Origin of the sequence: Streptomyces sp. NRRL WC-3626, from assembly GCF_000718785.1 — a bacterium.
GTDB lineage: Bacteria > Actinomycetota > Actinomycetes > Streptomycetales > Streptomycetaceae > Streptomyces > Streptomyces edwardsiae.
On the sequence record NZ_JOCA01000017.1, the window covers coordinates 143,564 to 162,040 of the forward strand.

Consider the following 18,477-nt stretch of genomic DNA (forward strand, 5'->3'; position numbering starts at 1 on the left):
GGCGTCAGACGAAGGTGAGGACCGGCTTGACCGCGCTGCCGTCCGCCATGGCGGCCACGGCCGCGCCGATCTCCTCGAAGGGGAACGTGGTGACCAGCCGCCCGATCGGGAAGAGCCCGCGCCGGTGCAGGCCGATCAGCTCGGGAAGGAAGCGGCCGGGGTCGGAGTCGCCCTCGATCACCCCGTGGACGTGAACGCCTTTGGAGAGCAGGCCCATCACGTCGAACGTCACCTCTCCGCCGAGGCCGAGCAGGACGATCTCACCGCGCGGACGCAGCGCGGAGACGGCCCGGCGGACCGTCTCCGGACGGCCGGTGGTCTCGACGACATGATGGGCGCCGCCGCCGGTGAGGTCGCGCAGCGCCGCCACGAGTCCCTCCCCGGGAGCCAGGGCCGTCCTGGCTCCGAGTTCCACGGCCAGGGCACGGCGCGAGGCGACCGGGTCGACGGCCACCACCGGATCGCAGCCCACGGCCACCGCGGCCATCAGCGCGCTGAGCCCGACCCCGCCCGCGCCCAGGACCACCAGCGAGGATCCCGGTGCCGGCCGCAGCCGGTTGAGCACGGCGCCCGCGCCCGTCTGGCCGCTGCAGCCCAGCGGCGCCACCACCGCCGACGGCAGATCGGACGGCATCTTGACCACACCGCGTTCATGGACGACGGCGTACGTGGCGAAGCTGGACTGGCCGAAGAAGCCGGCGTGCAGCGGCGCCCCGTCCAGGGAGAGCGGCGTGGTGCCGTCGGGGCGCCCACCGGAGAGGTTCCGCGCCCGCGCGGCCCTGCAGTAGGCCGGATGGTCCGCGACGCACTGGTCGCAGGCGCCGCAGCTGGCGAAGGTGAGACAGACACGGTCCCCGGCCGCCACGGAGGTCACCTCCGTGCCCACCGCCTCGACCCGTCCGGCGCCCTCGTGGCCGAACACCATCGGGGTGAGCTTTTGGGGCCAGGTGTCCCGCATCGCCAGGTCGGTGTGGCAGAGGCCCGCCGCCTCCATCCTCACCAGCACCTCGGACGGCCGTGGCTCCTCGAGGTCCGCGTCCCGGACGGCGAACGGGGCGCCCGGCGCCTCGGCGACCGCGGCACGGACCCGTCTCACGCGGCCTCTTGGGCGCGCGGGGCCGGGGTTCCGGGGACGCGCTCGAGGAAGAAGTAGTAGAAGGGCCCCTCCGGCGGGACCCCCTTGGCGTTCATGATCCCCATCAGGGTGGCGTCGTCCACCCGCTTGAAGTGGTCGAAGACCGGCTGGCCGTCATAGACCATGGTCGCCGTCGTCTCGCCCCGGAACTCCACGGTCCACAGGCTGGCCTCACCCTTGCCGAGCTCCTGGTTGGAGTACAGCCCGCCCTGCTCGTCCCGGCACATCAGCGGCTTGACGTCGTGCACGGAGGCGAACGTCTTGCCGTACCAACGGGCTTTCGCCAGCATGCCGTTGAGCGGGTGACCGGTCTCGAACTCGCCGCCCTTCCACTCACCGAGGATGTCCTCGGGGCGGACGGCGGCCAACGCCGCCCAGATCTCGTCGAGTTCGGCGGGATCGACCGGACCGTCGTTCTCCCGGAGCTCCTGGAACCGGGCGCGGGCCTCGGGCACGTCCATACGGGTGTCCTCTCGTGGAAGCGTGACGTCGTCATGCGGCGGGACGGTTCACCGGGGGCCGCGCGGAGCCGGACCCCGGGATGCCGGGATTCTCGAGAACCCGGGCGGGAGGTCACCGGTGACCGCGGCGGGGTGCCCCACGGTGCCGAGGCTCATCAGCACATGGCGCTCGGCCACTTCCTCCGCGGTGAGCGGGCCCTCGTCGCGGAACCAGTTGGCCACCCCCTGGCACATCACGAGCACCGAGCGCACCGCGTCGGCCGGGATCGGCGTGGTGAACACTCCCTCGGCACGCCCTGTCTCGACCGTGTCCAGCAGCATGTGCTCGAGATAGTCGCGCAACGCGACGTAGCGCGCCCGGTTCTCGGGCTCCAGACTGCGGATCTCGGTGTCGAGGAACGCCAGTTGGCGGCGGTGGGCCATGTACAGCACGATCGACTCGACCATGCCGCAGAACCGTGCCAGCGGATCGTCCCCGGCCTCCCGCGCCGCGGCCCGGCAGCGGTCCAGGACGTCCTTGATGGACGTCTCCAGCAAAGTGGCCAGCAGAGCCTGCTTGTTCGCGTAGTGGTAGTACAGCGCGGGCACCGTGACGCCCACCCGGCCGGCGATGTCCCGGACCGAAGTGCCGTGGTAGCCCTGCTCGTTGAACGCTTCCATGGCACGCATCAGGATCGGGTGCAGATCGAGCGGTCCATAGGCGCGCCAGTGCTCCGCTACGGGTGTGCTGTCCTGGCTCGGCACGGCGTTCAACGACTCTCCTCGGGACGGGTGGCGATCGGCGCCATCGTACGGCCGCGACCCCGCCGCACCTCCCTCCGGCGGCTTAGCGTTCGTTCAGTGCGAAGTGGTGCCCGGCGCTCGATCTCGTGTCACTCTCCCCGTACGGGCCCGTAAAAACAAGTGGTGCGTGAGGAGTTGACCGTCCGGCCGCACGCTTCTACGTTTTAGCGAACGCTCAGTAAGTCCCCGGTCGGCGGCAGCGAGTCCGCCCTGCACCGAGAGAGGAACCCATGAGCCGGCACCCCACCGAACCTCCTCACCACGGCGTGGCGGGCCCGCTGGACGGCGTACGCGTGGTCGAACTGGCGGGGATCGGTCCCGGACCCTTCGCCGCGATGCTGCTCGCCGATCTGGGCGCGGACGTGGTGCGCGTGGACCGCCCCGGCCCCTCCCCGCTCCGCGGCGACCCCGTCCACGACGTGACCAACCGCAACAAGCGCTCCGTCATGATCGACCTCAAGTCACCCGAAGGGCCGCAAGCCGTACGGGCGTTGGCGGCGCGCGCGGAGATCCTGGTGGAGGGCTACCGGCCCGGTGTGGCGGAGCGGCTCGGTGTCGGTCCCGACGCGTGCATGTCCGCCAACCCCGCTCTGGTGTACGGCCGGATGACCGGCTGGGGCCAGGGCGGCCCCCTCGCCGCCCTGGCGGGACACGACATCGGCTACATCGCCACCGCCGGCGCCCTGTCCATGATCGGCGCCCCGGACGGACCACCGGCCGTCCCGGTCAATCTGCTCGGCGACTACGCGGGCGGCTCCCTCTATCTGGCCACCGGTGTCCTCGCCGCGCTGCTCACCGCCCGTGTCACCGGGCGCGGCCAGGTGGTGGACGCCGCGATCGTGGACGGCACCGCACACCTCACCGCCATGTTCTGGGGCATGCTCGCCGAAGGCACCTGGCAGGACGCCCGCGGCCGCAATCTGCTCGACGGCGGCTGCCCCCACTACGGCGTCTACGAGACCGCCGACGGCGGCTGGATGGCGGTCGGCGCCCTGGAACCACAGTTCTACGCGGTGTTCGTCGCCCTGCTCGGCCTGGACGGCGAGACCCTGCCCGACCGCACCGATCCGCGCAACTGGCCGGAACTGCGGGCCCTGTTCACCCGCCGGTTCAAGACCGCCACCCGGACGCGGTGGACATCGGTCTTCGAAGGCACCGACGCCTGTGTCGCCCCCGTCCTCTCCCTGCGCGAGGCGGCGGACCACCCCCACCTCACCGGACGGGGCACCTACACCGAGGCGTACGGCGTCACCCAGCCCGCCCCCGCCCCCCGTTTCTCCGACACCCCCGGCACCCTCCGGCTCCCCCCGGCCGTCCCCGGCGCGCACACCCCCGACGTCGCCCACGACTGGGACGTGCCCGAACTGCTGAAGGACCACTGCTGATGGAACTGTCCACACCCCTGACGTACGCCGCCGATCCGCGCACCGCCGCGGACCGGGCCGCCGCCCTGGAGTCCGCGGGACTCGACGCCGTATGGGTGGCCGAGGCCTACGGCTTCGACTCCCCGACGATCATGGGCTACCTCGCGGCGAAGACCGAGCGGATGCGGATCGGCTCGGCCATCCTCAACGTCTACTCGCGCACCCCCGCACTGATCGCCCAGACCGCCGCCGGACTCGACGCCCTCACCGGCGGCCGCGCCATCCTCGGCGTCGGCGCCTCCGGACCACAGGTCGTCGAGGGCTGGCACGGCCGCCGCTACGACAAGCCGCTCGGCCGGACCCGCGAGGTGATCGAGCTGTCCCGGCGGATCTGGCGGCGCGAGGTGATCGAACACCACGGCATCACCGAGCTGCCCCTGCCGGCCGACAAGGGCGGCACCCTCGGCAAACCGCTGAAGCTGCTGAACCACCCGGTCCGCGACACCATCCCCGTACACGTCGCCGCGCTCGGCCCGGCCAACGTCCGGATGACCGCCGAACTCGCCGACGGCTGGCTGCCGTTCCTCTACGTCCCCGAACACGCGGCCAAGGTCTGGGGCGAACCGCTCGCCGAGGGCACCGCCCGGCGCGACCCCGCGCTCGGCCCCCTGTCCGTCGTAGCGGGCGGCCTGCTCGCCGTCGGCGACGACGCCGAAGCCGTCCACGACCTGATGCGCCCCACCGTCGCCCTGTACGTCGGCGGAATGGGCGCCCCCGGCCGCAACTTCTACCACGACCTGATCTGCGCCTACGGCTACGAGTCGGCCGCCGCCACGATCCAGGAGCACTATCTGGCGGGCCGCAAGAGGGACGCGGAGGCCGCAGTACCCGCCGAACTCCTTGAACTCCTGTGCCTGGCCGGCCCCGAGGGCCATGTCCGCGACCGTGTCGAGGTCTTCCGCGAGGCGGGCGTGACCATGCTCAACGTCACCCCCGTCGGCCCCGCCCCCGCCCGCCTGATCGAACGCGTGAGGAACTGGCTGTGACCCTGCAACGAGACCTGTACGGTCCCGACCACGAGGCGTTCCGCGACACGGTGCGCACCTTCCTCGCCAAAGAGGTGACCCCGCACCACGAACGCTGGGAGAAGGCCGGAGTCGTCGACCGCGAGGTGTGGCGCTCCGCCGGCCGCCAGGGCCTGCTGGGCATGGCCGTGGACGAGGAGTACGGCGGAGGCGGCACCGGCGACTTCCGCTACAGCGCCGTCCTGATCGAGGAGTTCGCCCGCGCCGGCGCCTCGGGACTGGCCCTGAGCCTGCACAACGACATCGTCGGCCCGTATCTGACCCGGCTGGCCAGTGAGGAGCAGAAGCGGCGCTGGCTGCCCGGCTTCGTCTCCGGCGATCTCGTCACCGCCATCGCCATGACGGAACCCGGCGCCGGCTCCGACCTCCAGGCCATCCGCACCACCGCCGTCGACCGGGGCGACCACTATCTGCTCAACGGCGCCAAGACCTTCATCTCCAACGGCATCCTCGCCGACCTCGTCGTCGTGGTCGCCCGCACCACCCCCGAGGGCGGCAGCGGCGGGCAGAGCCTCCTCGTCGTCGAGCGCGGCACGGAGGGCTTCGAACGCGGCCGCAACCTCGACAAGATCGGCCAGAAGGCCCAGGACACCGCCGAGCTGTTCTTCCACGACGTACGCGTCCCCAAGGAGAACCTGCTCGGCGAGGAGAACCAGGCGTTCGCCCACCTCATGGCCAACCTCGCCCAGGAGCGGCTGGCCATCGCCGTCGGCGCCGCCGCGGCGGCCGAGGACATCCTGGACGTCACCACCCGGTACGTGAAGGAGCGCGAGGCCTTCGGACGGCCACTGGCCGGGCTGCAGCACATCCGGTTCGAGATCGCCGAGATGGCCACCGAGACCGCGGTCACCCGCACCTTCGTCGACCGCTGTGTCACCGACCACAGCGAGGGCCGGCTCGACGCCGTGCACGCCTCGATGGCCAAGTGGTGGGCCACCGAACTGCAGAAGCGCGTCGTCGACCGCTGTCTCCAACTGCACGGCGGATACGGCTACATGACCGAGTACCGGGTAGCGAAGGCGTTCCTCGACAGCCGCGTCCAGACCGTCTACGGCGGCACCACCGAGATCATGAAGGAGATCATCGGCCGCTCGCTGCTGCGCTGAACACCGCCCGGCACCCCTCCACCCCACGCGTGTCGCGTTCGCGCGGCCTCCCTCAGACCGATACGGAAGGCACCCAAGGTGAGCACCGAAGCGTACGTGTACGACGCGATCCGCACCCCGCGCGGTCGCGGCAAGGCCAACGGGGCCCTGCACGGAACGAAGCCGGTCGACCTGGTCGTCGGCCTGATCCACGAGACCCTCCGCCGCTTCCCGGACCTCGACCCGGCGGCCGTCGACGACATCGTCCTCGGTGTGGTCAGCCCCCTCGGCGACCAGGGTGCCGACATCGCCCGCACCGCCGCCGTCCTCGCTGGTCTGCCCGACACGGTGGCGGGCGTACAGGAGAACCGCTTCTGTGCCTCCGGCCTGGAAGCCGTCAACATGGCGGCGATGAAGGTCCGTTCGGGATGGGAGGACCTGGTCCTGGCGGGCGGCGTGGAGTCCATGTCGCGCGTCCCGATGGGCAGCGACGGCGGCGCCTGGGCACTGGACCCGCGTACCAATCACGCCACCGGCTTCGTTCCGCAGGGCATCGGCGCCGACCTGATCGCCACCCTGGAGGGCTTCTCCCGGCACGACGTCGACTCCTATGCGGCGCTCTCCCAGGAGCGGGCCGCCGCCGCGTGGAAGGACGGGCGCTTCGACCGCTCCGTCGTCCCCGTGCACAACCGGGGCGGGCTGCTCGTCCTCGACCGGGACGAGCACATGCGGCCCGGCACGACGGCGGAGAGCCTGGCCGGTCTGAAGCCCTCCTTCGCCCAGGCCGGCGAGCTGGCGGGATTCGACGCCGTGGCGCTGCAGAAGTACCACTGGGTGGAGCGCATCGACCACGTCCACCACGCGGGCAACTCCTCGGGCATCGTCGACGGCGCCGCACTCGTCGCCATCGGCAGCGGGGAGGCCGGGGAGCGCCACGGCCTGGTCCCGCGCGCCCGGATCGTCTCCGCCGCGGTTTCCGGAGCCGACCCCACCATCATGCTGACCGGGCCCGCCCCCGCCTCCCGCAAGGCCCTCGCCAAGGCCGGCCTCACCATCGACGACATCGACCTGGTCGAGATCAACGAGGCGTTCGCCGCCGTCGTCCTGCGCTACGTCAAGGACATGGGGCTGACGCTCGACCGGGTCAACGTCAACGGCGGCGCCATCGCCATGGGCCACCCGCTCGGCGCCACCGGCGCGATGATCCTCGGCACCCTCGTGGACGAACTGGAGCGCCGTGACCGGCGGTACGGGCTGGCGACCCTGTGCGTCGGCGGCGGCATGGGCATCGCCACCGTCGTCGAACGCCTCTGAGCCCCCGGCGCCCCGCCCCCTCACTCACGGAGACCCCCTCATGACCGAGAGCACCACCATTCGCTGGGAAGAGTCCGACGACCACGTGGTCACCCTCGTCCTCGACGACCCCGGGCAGTCCGTCAACACCATGAACGCCGCGTTCATCGACTCGCTGGACGCCGTCGCGGCGCGCCTCACCGAGCACCGCGACACCATTCGGGGCGTCGTCGTCACCTCCGCCAAGCAGAGCTTCTTCGCAGGCGGCGACCTGCGCGACCTGATCTCCGTCACCCCCGGGACCGCGGGCGCCTCCTTCGAGGCCGGGATGCGCGTCAAACGCTCCCTGCGTGTCCTGGAGACACTCGGCAAGCCGGTCGTCGCGGCCATCAACGGCGCCGCTCTCGGCGGCGGTTACGAGATCGCCCTGGCCTGTCACCACCGCGTCGTCCTGGACAGCCCGGCGGCCCGCGTCGGACTGCCCGAAGTCACCCTGGGTCTGCTGCCCGGCGGCGGCGGGGTGACCCGCACGGTCCGCATGTTCGGCGTCGAGGTCGCCCTGCGCAAGGTCCTCCTGGAGGGCACCCAGTACGGGCCGGCGCGCGCCCTGGAGGCCGGCCTCGTCGACGAGATCGCCGCCGACCGGGACGAACTCCTCACCAGGGCACGCGCGTTCGTCGACGCGCACCCGGAGTCCGCCCAGCCCTGGGACGCCCCCGGATACCGCATCCCCGGCGGCACCCCCGCCTCCCCGCAGCTCGCCGCCCGCCTCCCCGCCCTCCCCGCGCTGCTGAAGAAGAAGACGGGCGGCGCGCCCTGCCCGGCCCCGCGCAACATCATCGCGGCGGCCGTGGAGAGCGCTCAGGTGGACATGGACACCGCCTTCGTGGTGGAGGCCGGATACCTGACCGAACTGGTCACCGGGCAGATCACCAAGAACATGATCCAGGCGTACTTCTTCGACCTCCAGGCGGTCAACTCCGGTGCGGGCCGCCCGAAGGGGGTCGAGCCTCGCGCGGTGACCAAGGTGGCCGTGCTCGGCGCGGGCATGATGGGCGCCGGAATCGCCTACTCCTGCGCCAGGGCCGGCATCGACGTCGTCCTGAAGGACGTCACCGCCGAAGCGGCCGCGCAGGGCAGGGCGTACTCCGAGAAGCTGTGCGCCAAGGCCGTGTCGCGCGGCAGTACGACGCGGGCGACGGCGGACGCCCTGCTGGCCCGCATCACCCCGACCGCCGACCCCGGGGACCTGGCCGGCTGCGACGCCGTGATCGAGGCCGTCTTCGAGGACACCGGCGTCAAGCACAAGGTGTTCCAGGAGGTACAGGAGACCGTCGCCCCGGACGCGCTGCTGTGCTCGAACACCTCCACCCTGCCCATCACCGTCCTCGCCAAGGGGGTGGAGCGTCCGGAGGACTTCATCGGCCTGCACTTCTTCTCGCCCGTCGACAGGATGCCGCTGGTGGAGATCGTCAAGGGGGAGCAGACGGGGGAGGAGGCGCTGGCGCGCGCCTTCGACCTGGTCCGGCAGATCCGCAAGACCCCGATCGTGGTCAACGACTCGCGCGGCTTCTTCACCTCGCGGGTCATCGGCCGCTTCATCGACGAAGGCGTCGCCATGGTCGGCGAGGGCATCGAACCGGCCTCCGTCGAGCAGGCCGCCGCGCAGGCCGGCTACCCGGCCAAGGTCCTCAACCTGATGGACGAGCTCACCCTCACCCTCCCGCGCAAGATCCGCGAGGAGACCCGGCGCGCGGTCGAGGCGTCGGGCCGCACCTGGGAGCCGCACCCCGCGGACGCCGTGGTGGACCGCATGATCGACGAGTTCGGCCGCCCCGGACGGTCCGGCGGCGCGGGCTTCTACGACTACACCGACGGCCGGCGCACCGGGCTGTGGCCGGGTCTGCGCGAGCACTTCACGGACCCGGCGAAGCAGCCCGCCGACCTGGCCGAGCTGATGGAGCGGATGCTCTTCGTCGAGGCGCTGGACTCGGTGCGCTGCCTCGAGGAGGGCGTGCTGGTCTCCGTGGCGGACGCCAACATCGGCTCGCTGCTCGGCATCGGCTTCCCGCCGTGGACGGGCGGCGTACTGCAGTACATCAACGGCTACGAGGGCGGACTGCCCGGCTTCGTGACCCGCGCCCGCGAACTGACCGCAACCCACGGCGCACGCTTCGCCCCGCCCGAACTACTGCTCCGCAAGGCCGAATGGGCCGAGACCTTCACCGACACCTGACCCACTCCGCTCCACCAGCACCTCACCCACCCACCGTCCGCAGACACCCCTGCCGCTTCCCCGCCCTCGGGTGCACCCGCTTCCGCTTTCCCGCCCTTCGGGGGCACCCGCTTCCGCTTTCCCGCCCTTCGGGGGCACCCGCTGCTGCTGTCCCCGCCCTCCGCGGGCAGTCGTGCCGCTGGGGCGGCACGGGTGGGCGCGACGGCACCCCGCAAACGCCGGGCTGCGCAACCCGCCCCCGCCCAGCCACCACACCGGGCGACTGCCCAACCCCATCGGGTGCTCCACGCCACCCGGCGCCCCGGTCCCCCCGATCTACCCCTACGACACCCGCAAGGAGGCCCCGATGACATCAGCACCAGGCGCCACCGGCGACCTGCCCGGCACCCCCACCCTGCCCCAGCTCCTCGCCCGCAACGCTCACCAGCACCCCCAACACCCCGCCCTCTCCTGGCAGTCGAAGGACCCCGACGGCACCTGGACCACGCTCACCTGGACGGAGGTCCACGAACGCACCGCCACCCTCGCCGCCGGCTTCCGCGCCCTGGGCGTCGAACGCGGCGACCACGTCCTGCTGATGATGTCCAACCGGCCCGAACACTGGCTGTCGGACCTGGCACTGGTCCGGCTCGGCGCGGTCCCCGTCAGTGTCTACGGCACCGCGGCCCCCGAACAGATCACCCACATCGCCCGCAACTGCCGCGCCCGCCTCGCCGTCGTGGAAGGGGCCGCGCAGGCCGCCGTATGGGAGCCGCTGCTCGCCGACCCGGACACCCCGCTGGAGCGGCTGGTGGTGGCCGAGGCCGGCGCCGAGGCCGGCCATCTCCCGTACGCCGCCCTGCTCCACGAACCGCTGCCGGAACACTTCGGCAAGGAACTGGACGCAGCCCGCCCCGACGACCCGCTGACCGTCGTCTACACCTCCGGCACCACCGGTGAGCCCAAGGGCGTCGTCCTGACCCACCGCCAGGTGATGTCAAACGCCCTCGCGCTCGACGCCGTGGTGGAACTGCCCCCGCACGTCGAGCACATCTGCTACCTGCCCTTCGCTCATATCGCCGAACGCATGCTGGGCATCTATCTGCCCTGCCACCGCGCCTCGCACGTGTACCTCTGCGCCGACCCGACGCGCGTCGGCGAGGTGGTGCGCAAGGTGCGGCCGGCGCAGTTCTTCGGTGTGCCGAGGATCTGGGAGAAGCTGTCCGCCGCCGTACGGGCCGTGCTGTCGCTGATGCCGGCCGAGGAACGCGTGGTCATCGACCGGGCGTTCACGGTGGCCCGCGAGCACGTCGAGTACCGCGAACGGGGCGAGACGCCGCCCGCCGAACTCGAGGAGCGCTACGCCCGCGCCCGCGAGGACGTCCTGCTGCCGTTGCTGGCCGCGGGCGGACTGGACAGGGTGACCTGGTCGGCCAGCGCCTCGGCACCCATGCCGATCGACGTGGTGCGGTTCTGGGCCGGCTTCGGCATCGTCATCATGGACGCCTGGGGACTGACCGAGACCACCGGCGTGGCCACCAGCAACAGCCCGAAGGCCGGATTCCGGCTCGGCTCGGTGGGACGCCCGGTGGAGTCCGTGGAGATCCGGGTCGCCGAGGACGGCGAGATCCTGGTGCGGGGCTCCTCCGTCTTCTCCGGCTACCTGCGGCCGGACGGCTCGGTACGGTCCGCCCTGGACGACGACGGCTGGCTGGCCACCGGCGACATCGGCCGGATCGACGGGGACGGCTATCTCTGGCTCACCGACCGCAAGAAGGAGATGATCGTCACCTCCACCGGCAAGAACGTCTCGCCGGCCCTGGTGGAGAACGCGCTCAAGGAACACCCGCTGATCGGCCAGGCGCTGGTGCACGGCGACAACCACTCCTACCTGGTCGCCCTGTTGGTCCTCGACCCGGAAGCCGCCCCGGCCTGGGCCGCCGCCAACGGCGTCGCGGCGCAGGGGAGTCCGGCCGCGCTGGCCGAACACCCCGAGGTCCGGGCGGAGATCGACCGCGCGGTGGCCGCCGCCAACTCCCGGCTCAACCGCACCGAGCAGGTCAAGCGGTACGAAGTGCTCACCGAGGAGTGGGGCCCGCTGACCGGTGAACTGACGCCGTCGCTGAAGATGCGCCGCCGGGTCATCCGGGACAAGTACGCCGACACACTGTCCGGGCTCTACGGCGACTGACCCGGCCCCAGGCCACGAGAACCTGCCGCCCGTCCCCGTCCCCAGGGGGTGGGCGGCTCGCACGGTTTACAGACGTACGTCCAACGTCTCATGGTATCCGGGAGGGCGCCGGCCGGTATCGTGAGGAGCACCATGAGAACTGACACGAACGACTCGTGGCTCGAACGGGCGCTCGCCCAGCCGGAGCCCGAGGACGAGACGGCGCGGCGGATCCTCGACGCGGCACTGGAGCAGTTCACGCTTCTCGGCCTGCGCCGCTCCTCCGTGGACGACGTCGCCAAGCGGGCCGGCGTCTCCCGCGTCACCGTCTACCGGCGCTTCCAGACCAAGGACCGGCTCGTCGAGGAGACCCTGCTGCGTGAGCTCAGCCGCTTCTTCCAGCGGCTGGACGTCGCGGTGGCCGGACTGCCGACCATGAAGGAACGGGTCGTCGAGGGCTTCGTGGTGGCCCTGCGTCACACCCGGGCCCATCCGCTCTTCGGGGGCCTGCTGCGCCTGGAACCCGAGGTGGTGCTGCCCTATCTGACCGTGCAGGGCACGTCCTCGCTCTCCGCCACGGTCGAGTACCTGACGGGCCATCTGCGCCGCGCCCAGCAGGCCGAGGGCCGTCCCGACGAGGACCCGCGTCCGCTCGCCGAACTGATGGTGCGGGTCGCCGTCTCCTTCCTGCTCAACCCCTCCAGCTGTATCGAGATGGAGGACGAGGACCAGGCCCGGGCCTTCGCCCGCCGCTACCTGGCCCCGCTCCTCGACGCCTGACCGGCCGGCCGTTCAACGGCGCCGGTGCAGGGACCGCGCCAGACGCACCGCGCGCTCCCGCGTCGCGGCCGGAACCGCGAACGAGGTCAGCGCGACCGGCGGAGTGAACCGCTGCACCGTCGTCGACTGCACGGCGGTGAAGGCGCGCAGCCCCTCCGCACCGTGGATCCGCCCGAAGCCGGAGTCCTGGGAGCCGCCGAACGGCAGCGCCGGTACGGCCGCGAAGCCCAGCACCGAGTTCACCGACACCGCCCCGGCGCGCAGCCGTGCCGCGATCGCCGCGCCGGTGCGCCCGCTGCGGCAGAAGACCGCCGCCCCCAGGGCGTACCGTGAGGCGTTGGCCCGCTCCACCGCCTCGTCCATGTCGGCGACGGCGTTGACGGCCACGACGGGCCCGAAGGTCTCCTCCGTCATCGCCGCCGCGTCCTCCGGAACACCGGTCAGCACGACCGGCGCGACATACGGGGCACGCACCGACTCGGGCCCGCCCAGCAGGGCCCGCGCACCCGCCGACACCGCGCCGGACACATGCCGTTCGACGATCGCGACCTGGCCCGGAAGCGTCATCGGGCCGTAGGGGGCGTCCGCCCCGCCGCCCGGATGCAGTGCCGAGGCCCGCTTCACCACCCGTTCGCACAGCTCCGCGTGGATCTCGCGGGCCGCGTAGACACGCTCCACGCCCGCGCAGGTCTGCCCCGCGTTGCTCAGCGCGCCCCACACGATCGCGTCGGCCGCCGCGTCGAGGTCCGCGTCCGCGGTGACGATCACCGCGTCCTTCCCGCCGCACTCGGCGAGGAATGGCGTCAGCGTCTCGGCGCACACCGCCATCACCTTGCGGGCCGTCCCCGGCGAACCGGTGAACGCCAGCTTGTCGACCCCGGACCGGGCCAGCGCGTCCCCGGTGGACGCGGCGCCGGTGACGGTGGTGAGCAGCCCGGCATGCCCGGGTACGGCGCCGTCGAACAGCCCTGCCAGCAGGGTCGCTGTGCCCGGGGTCAGCTCCGACGGCTTGAAGACCACGCCGTTCCCCGCGGCCAGGGCGTACCCGATGGAGCCCATCGGGGTGTAGAGGGGGTAGTTCCAGGGGCCGATCACGCCGACCACGCCCAGCGGCCGGTGCACCAGTGAGGCCCGCTGATGGACGGTGAACAGTCCGGTGCCCACCTTCCGCCTGCGCAGCACGCGTTCGGCGTTGCGGGCGGCCCAGGCCAGGTGCTCCAGGGTGAGCACGACCTCCAGCGCGGCGTCACCGGCTGGCTTGCCGGTCTCCTCGGAGATGGTGCGGGCCACGGCGTCCAGATCGGCGGCGAGCGCCTTCTTCCAGCGCAGCAGATGGTCACGGCGCCGGGACGCGGGCAGCTCCGCCCAGCCCGCCTGGGCGGAGCGGGCACGGGACACCGCGCGGGAGACCTCCTGCGGCCCGTCCACCGGGTGTTCGGCGATCGGTTCACCGGTCGCGGGGGAGTACGTGGTGAAGGTCGCGGCGCGTGGCGCCGTGGCCGGGGTGGTGTCGGTCATCGGGTCTCCTGACGGGGGACGTGCGGGGCGGACGGCTGCGCCGTGTCGATTGCCTGTTCCGGCGGCGTCTCGTCCGGGAGCGGGGCCGGCGGACGGGAGTGCGCCCAGTGCGGACCCAGGTCGTCCAGCGTCCAGCCGAAGGGATACGTGCGCGCCTTCGGCTTGCGCGGGAACCGCTCCGGACGTGCCGGCAGCAGTCGGATCAGCGCGGCACGGGCGCGCAGCACACGGGGGACGACGGCACGCAGCGGACGCGGCTGCGGGCTGAACCCGAGCGCCGTCAGCAGCGGTTCGTCCAGGACGGCGAGCGACAACCGGGCCGCCGCCCCGCGTAAGGGGGCCGGATACCAGGAGGTCAGCACCCGAAGCGTGGCCGCGGCGACCCGGCGGTTCGCGGGGTCGTACGCGAACATCTTCCGCTCGTAGTCGTCGTGGAGCCGCTCGAACCCGGCATAGGTGTCGGGCACGCCCTCGATGTCCATCATCTCGCCCATCCGCCGGCCCACCAGCGCCAGGCTCTCGGTCTCCTGCTCGCACAGGCGCCGCCAGCCGAACCGGTCGATCCACCGCTTCGGACCCACCACCGTGGTGGCCAGGACGTAGAGGAAGTCCTCGTTGGGGATGCGGTACCGCCCGTGTATGCGGTTCAGATGACGGGCGGCCGCCCGGCCGTGCTCCGAGTCCATTCCCTCGCGGACCATCTCGTAGCTGATCAGCACCGTGTCGTCGTACCGCTTCTGGCCGGCACGCTCGAACTCCTGGGTGCGGTCCAGGAGCCGCGAGATGCGCGGGACGCCGAAGTCGCGCAGAAACGCGACCGACGTCCCCTGGAGATAGTCGCGGGGGAACTCGTAGTGGGTGATCCACCGGAAGATCTGCTCGAAGTCCTGCTGCGGATCCATCCGCCGGATCCGGCGGAGCCGGCTGTAGCGCCCCATGGGTGATCCCTCCTGTCGGCACCGCGGCCGCGGGCTCGCGGTACGAGTGGTCGTGCCGGGACGGCGCACGGCCTCACCATGGGCACCTCCGGCTTCGGGAATCTGCCTGGCTACCGGGAGCCCGGGGGCGGACCGGGAACACCCGTGAGTCGAAGATACTGAAACTATTGAGTTGTAACATCAGGCGTCAATACCCCGCCCGCGGCGGAGACTTGAAAGCGTCGGCGGCGGATCAGGCGTTGAGGGCGGCCAGTTCCGCGTCGGCGCGCTCGGTGACCAGCGCGAGGACGCGGCCGGCGGCGGCCAGGTCCTCGGCGGGGATACCGCCCCAGATGCGGGCGCTGATCGGAGCGGTCCGCGTGCCGACGGAGGCGAGCAGTTCGCGTCCCGCGTCCGTGGGCCCGAGGTGCGCGCCGTCCATGACGAGCAGCCGCCTGTCCAGCAGTTCGTCGACGGTGGCGCGGACGGCGGCCGGATCGGCCTTGAGGGAGTCCCGCACCTGCGCTTCGAGTTCGTCCCGCGCCCCACCCCCGCTCCGTACGGACGGTGAGGGGGGCGGACGTCTCAGACGGTCTCCAGTGTGGTGCCGCCGCTCTCGAGCGCGGCGATCTCGTCGCTCGGCGCGCCGCTGTCGGTCACGAGGATGTCCACGAGGCTCGACGGGCCGACGTACGCGTGGGCGGTACGGCCGAGCTTCGTGCCGTCGGCCGCGACGACGACGCGGCGCGCGGAGGCGATCACCGCCTTCTTCACGCTCGCCTCGTCGAGGTCGTAGGCGGTCATGCCGTCGGCCGCGGTCAGGCCGCAGCACCCCAGGACGGCGGTGTCGAAGCGCAGCGCCGACAGCGACGCGAGGGTGAGGGGCCCGATGAGCGCGCCCTCGCCGGCACGGGGCCGGCCGCCCGGAACCAGCAGCACGGTCGGTTCCGGCGCGTCGCCGAGCACGGCGATCGCCTGCAGCGACAAGGGCATCACGGTGACCGGCCGGCCGTGCAGCAGACGGGCGACCTCCAGGCAGGTGGTGCCGCTGTCCAGCAGCACGGTCTCGCCGTCGGTGATGAGCGAGGCCACCCTGGCCGCGATCCTGCGCTTGACGTCGACGCCTTCGTGGGCGCGCAGCGCGAACGGGGGCTCGTCGCCCCGCAGGAGCAGGGTGCGGGCGCCCCCGCGGAACCGTTCGAGGACCCCCTGGGCGGCCAGATGGCCGAGGTCCCGGCGGATGGTCATCTCCGACGCCCCCGTGAGGCCGGTGAGTTCGGTGACGGTGGCCGTGCCCGTCTCCTGGACGGCCTGGGCGATCAGACGGTGGCGCTCCGCGGTGTTCATGCCGTGATTCAACACCACACAGAACGAACAGTGAAGATGGTTGAAAGACCCTCTACTGAACTTGAAATTTGTTCGTTAGGGTGTGTGACATGGAAAGACCCCTGCGAGCGGCCCGTGCTGCGACATTCATCTACTTCGTGCTCAACGGCACCCTGCTGGGCATGTGGGTCGTGCAGATCCCGGCCATCGAGGAACAGGTGGGCATCAGCCACGCGGCCCTGGGCGGGTTCCTCGTGCTGCTCGGCGCCGGGGCCTTCCTCGGCATGCAGGTCGGCGGCCGGCTGTCCGACCGGCTCGGCCCCCGCACCGTCGTACCCCTGGCCGGCGTCCTGTGCAGCGTCACCCTGATCCTGCCCGGCCTCGCCCAGCAGCCGTGGGTCCTCGGAGCGGCCCTGCTGATCTTCGGATTCGGCAACGGCACCCTCGACGTCAGCATGAACGCGCACGCCGTACAGGTGGAGAAGGCCTACGAACGTCCCGTCATGTCGGCCTTCCACGCCACCTTCTCCATCGGCGGCGTCCTGGCCGCGCTCGTGGGCGCCGCGGCCCTCGGCATCGGCTGGGGCCCGGCCGCGACCCTCGCCGCGGTGGCGGTGACCGGCGTCGTCGTCGCGCTCGCGTCCGCCCGTCTCCTGCTGCCGTCCGCCCCCGCCGAGCCCGCGGCCGATGCCGCCGACGGGCTACAGACCGAGAAGCGCGCCGTCCCCGCCCGGATCTGGCTCCTCGCCGTCCTGGCTCTGCTGATCATGCTGTGCGAGGGAGCCGCCAACGACTGGAGCGTCCTGCACCTCAAGACCGTCCTGGGCGCGCCGGAGAGCACCGCCGCCTTCGCCTTCGGCACCTTCGCGGCGACGATGACCATCGGCAGGTTCCTGGCGGACCGCGTGTCCGCACGGTTCGGCCCGGTCGCCGTCCTGCGGTACGGCTCCGCGCTGGCCGCCGTCGGCATCACGCTCGTGGCGCTCTCGCCCTGGATCTGGGCCGCCCTCATCGGCTGGGCCCTGTTCGGCCTCGGCCTGTCCGGCTGTGTCCCGCAGCTCTTCAGCGCCGCCGGACACGCCGATCCGGCGGCCGCCGGCACCAACGTCTCCCGGGTCGCCGGACTCGGTTACATCGGCATGCTCGCGGGCCCCGCCGTCATCGGCTGGATGACCCACGTCATGCCCCTCAACCACACGTTCCTGCTCCCCGCCCTGTTCTGCGCCATCGCCGCCGTGGCGGCCGGAGTGCTCCGCACCCCCGCGCAGCGGCCCCGCGAGGTCGAACTGACCTCCTGACCACCTGTGCGGCACGGCCTGACCCCGTGCCGCACAGGCCTTCCCCACTCCACGGACGCGAAAGCGGCCGCCGCAACGGCGGACGGACTCCGGGCCCTCACGGACGGCCCGCCGGGACACGCCGGGACTCGGCCGACTCGGAAGAGCGGACGCCCCCGCATGCGAGGCCGGCGTCGGCGAGGGTCCGGGCCCCGGCCGTGAAGCGGCCGCGCGAGAGCCCGGCCCCCGGCCTACGGCGTCGCGCGCGAGGCGCGATCAACCCTGCGGCTCCTGCGGCTTGGCGTCCACCTCACGCAGCGCCTCGTCCTTGAGCTCGGTCCGCGCCTCCGTACGGTGGCCGCGCGCGATGTAGTCCCGCACGACCACCTCGATCGCGTCCTGCGGTGATCCGACTCCGGCCAGCACCATCACTTCCACCACGAGCTCGGCGTCCAGACTGATGTTCACCTTGGCCACAGTGCCCCCTCCTCGCATCCCGCCCGCACTGTATCCGTACGGCACCCGGTGACCGGAGCCCGTCCGCTGCCACGGCCGAGGTGGAGCGGCTGCTGACGGCCGAACTCGAGGACCGCGCCGCCCGGCACGGCGGCGACCGGGTGCGACTCGACACCGACGAAGCCCTGGAAGCGGCCACCCGGCCCTACCGCGACAGCGGGTACGCCGAAGCCCCCGGCCGCACGGTGGGCCAGGGGTCAGGTCGTTCCCGCGCGCGGGGCGCTGCTCCCGCGGACGACCAGCCGGTGCGGGATCGTCAGATCGGTCGCGGGAACCTCGTTGCGCGGGCTGTAGATGCGGTCGGCCAGACACTGCAGGGCGCGGGCGGCGATCTGGCGGCGTCAACTCCCGCTTGCGCACCGCCCACGCCCCGGCATCATGTTCCAGAGCGTCATGGCAGCGCGCCTTCAGATCACGCCCGGCCAGCGCGCCCAGATGCGCACCTTCTCGTCCGCACCGGTGAGCTGACCCAGCCGGGTACGGACCGCCACCCCCGACGGGCCGGAAACGACGAACGGCGCCGCAAGCGTCCGCAGCCCGCCCATTGCCTCA

15 protein-coding genes and 2 pseudogenes are annotated in these 18,477 nt (G+C 72.2%); 8 read left to right on the forward strand and 9 right to left on the reverse strand.

The window, feature by feature from the left end:
* Positions 1-4: 4 nt before the first annotated feature.
* The 3 genes from IF28_RS0124465 to IF28_RS0124475 are packed head-to-tail and all read right to left on the reverse strand — an operon-like array spanning position 5 to position 2,349.
* A complete protein-coding gene (locus tag IF28_RS0124465) occupies positions 5-1,096 on the reverse strand; it encodes an NAD(P)-dependent alcohol dehydrogenase (protein WP_030224159.1) in 1,092 nt (363 codons plus the stop codon).
* Positions 1,093-1,596, reverse strand: a complete 504-nt coding sequence (locus tag IF28_RS0124470; protein ID WP_030224161.1) for a DUF4334 domain-containing protein — start codon at positions 1,594-1,596, stop codon at positions 1,093-1,095. Before IF28_RS0124470 ends, IF28_RS0124465 begins: the two co-directional genes overlap by 4 nt.
* A 48-nt stretch (positions 1,597-1,644) precedes the next feature.
* Positions 1,645-2,349: a TetR/AcrR family transcriptional regulator gene (locus IF28_RS0124475; protein ID WP_030224163.1), complete on the reverse strand. Its 705-nt coding sequence runs from the start codon at positions 2,347-2,349 to the stop codon at positions 1,645-1,647.
* 260 nt (positions 2,350-2,609) lie between these two features.
* Between IF28_RS0124475 and IF28_RS0124480 the strand changes: the two genes are divergently transcribed.
* From IF28_RS0124480 to IF28_RS0124510, 7 genes are all read left to right on the forward strand, one after another.
* Positions 2,610-3,764 carry a CaiB/BaiF CoA transferase family protein gene (locus tag IF28_RS0124480; RefSeq protein ID WP_030224165.1) on the forward strand — a complete coding sequence of 385 codons (1,155 nt, stop codon included), beginning with the start codon at positions 2,610-2,612 and terminating at the stop codon, positions 3,762-3,764.
* Positions 3,764-4,789, forward strand: coding sequence for an LLM class F420-dependent oxidoreductase (locus IF28_RS0124485; protein WP_030224167.1), 1,026 nt, complete (start codon positions 3,764-3,766; stop codon positions 4,787-4,789). The genes IF28_RS0124480 and IF28_RS0124485 overlap by 1 nt, the downstream gene beginning before the upstream one ends.
* A complete protein-coding gene (locus IF28_RS0124490) occupies positions 4,786-5,934 on the forward strand; it encodes an acyl-CoA dehydrogenase family protein (RefSeq protein WP_106982131.1) in 1,149 nt (382 codons plus the stop codon). The genes IF28_RS0124485 and IF28_RS0124490 overlap by 4 nt, the downstream gene beginning before the upstream one ends.
* 78 nt (positions 5,935-6,012) lie before the next feature.
* Positions 6,013-7,227, forward strand: coding sequence for an acetyl-CoA C-acetyltransferase (locus tag IF28_RS0124495; protein ID WP_030224172.1), 1,215 nt, complete (start codon positions 6,013-6,015; stop codon positions 7,225-7,227).
* A 40-nt stretch (positions 7,228-7,267) separates the two neighbouring features.
* Complete coding sequence (locus IF28_RS0124500) at positions 7,268-9,442, forward strand: 3-hydroxyacyl-CoA dehydrogenase NAD-binding domain-containing protein (protein WP_030224173.1); 2,175 nt, start codon at positions 7,268-7,270, stop codon at positions 9,440-9,442.
* A gap of 346 nt (positions 9,443-9,788) precedes the next feature.
* Complete coding sequence (locus tag IF28_RS0124505) at positions 9,789-11,612, forward strand: AMP-dependent synthetase/ligase (RefSeq protein WP_030224174.1); 1,824 nt, start codon at positions 9,789-9,791, stop codon at positions 11,610-11,612.
* A gap of 132 nt (positions 11,613-11,744) precedes the next feature.
* Positions 11,745-12,371 carry a TetR/AcrR family transcriptional regulator gene (locus IF28_RS0124510; RefSeq protein WP_030224176.1) on the forward strand — a complete coding sequence of 209 codons (627 nt, stop codon included), beginning with the start codon at positions 11,745-11,747 and terminating at the stop codon, positions 12,369-12,371.
* A gap of 12 nt (positions 12,372-12,383) precedes the next feature.
* On the opposite strand, the gene IF28_RS0124515 is transcribed toward IF28_RS0124510, so the two are convergent.
* The 4 genes and pseudogenes from IF28_RS0124515 to IF28_RS0124530 form a co-directional block, all read right to left on the reverse strand.
* Positions 12,384-13,889, reverse strand: a complete 1,506-nt coding sequence (locus tag IF28_RS0124515; protein ID WP_030224178.1) for an aldehyde dehydrogenase family protein — start codon at positions 13,887-13,889, stop codon at positions 12,384-12,386.
* Positions 13,886-14,827, reverse strand: a complete 942-nt coding sequence (locus tag IF28_RS0124520) for an oxygenase MpaB family protein (RefSeq protein WP_030224186.1) — start codon at positions 14,825-14,827, stop codon at positions 13,886-13,888. Before IF28_RS0124520 ends, IF28_RS0124515 begins: the two co-directional genes overlap by 4 nt.
* 232 nt (positions 14,828-15,059) lie before the next feature.
* Positions 15,060-15,344 (reverse strand): annotated as a pseudogene (locus IF28_RS0124525) (MarR family transcriptional regulator); the annotation flags it as partial.
* Positions 15,345-15,391: 47 nt separating this feature from the next.
* A complete protein-coding gene (locus IF28_RS0124530) occupies positions 15,392-16,153 on the reverse strand; it encodes a DeoR/GlpR family DNA-binding transcription regulator (protein WP_030224190.1) in 762 nt (253 codons plus the stop codon).
* A gap of 89 nt (positions 16,154-16,242) precedes the next feature.
* Here IF28_RS0124530 and IF28_RS0124535 point away from each other — a divergent pair, with 89 nt between their 5' ends.
* Positions 16,243-17,430 (forward strand): MFS transporter, encoded by a 1,188-nt coding sequence (locus tag IF28_RS0124535; protein WP_030224192.1) that lies wholly within the window; start codon positions 16,243-16,245, stop codon positions 17,428-17,430.
* A gap of 255 nt (positions 17,431-17,685) precedes the next feature.
* On the opposite strand, the gene IF28_RS0124540 is transcribed toward IF28_RS0124535, so the two are convergent.
* A complete protein-coding gene (locus IF28_RS0124540; protein WP_030224196.1) occupies positions 17,686-17,886 on the reverse strand; it encodes a type II toxin-antitoxin system VapB family antitoxin in 201 nt (66 codons plus the stop codon).
* Between the two features lie 378 nt (positions 17,887-18,264).
* Positions 18,265-18,470: pseudogene (locus tag IF28_RS38050) on the reverse strand (IS200/IS605 family accessory protein TnpB-related protein); the annotation flags it as partial.
* Positions 18,471-18,477: the final 7 nt, after the last annotated feature.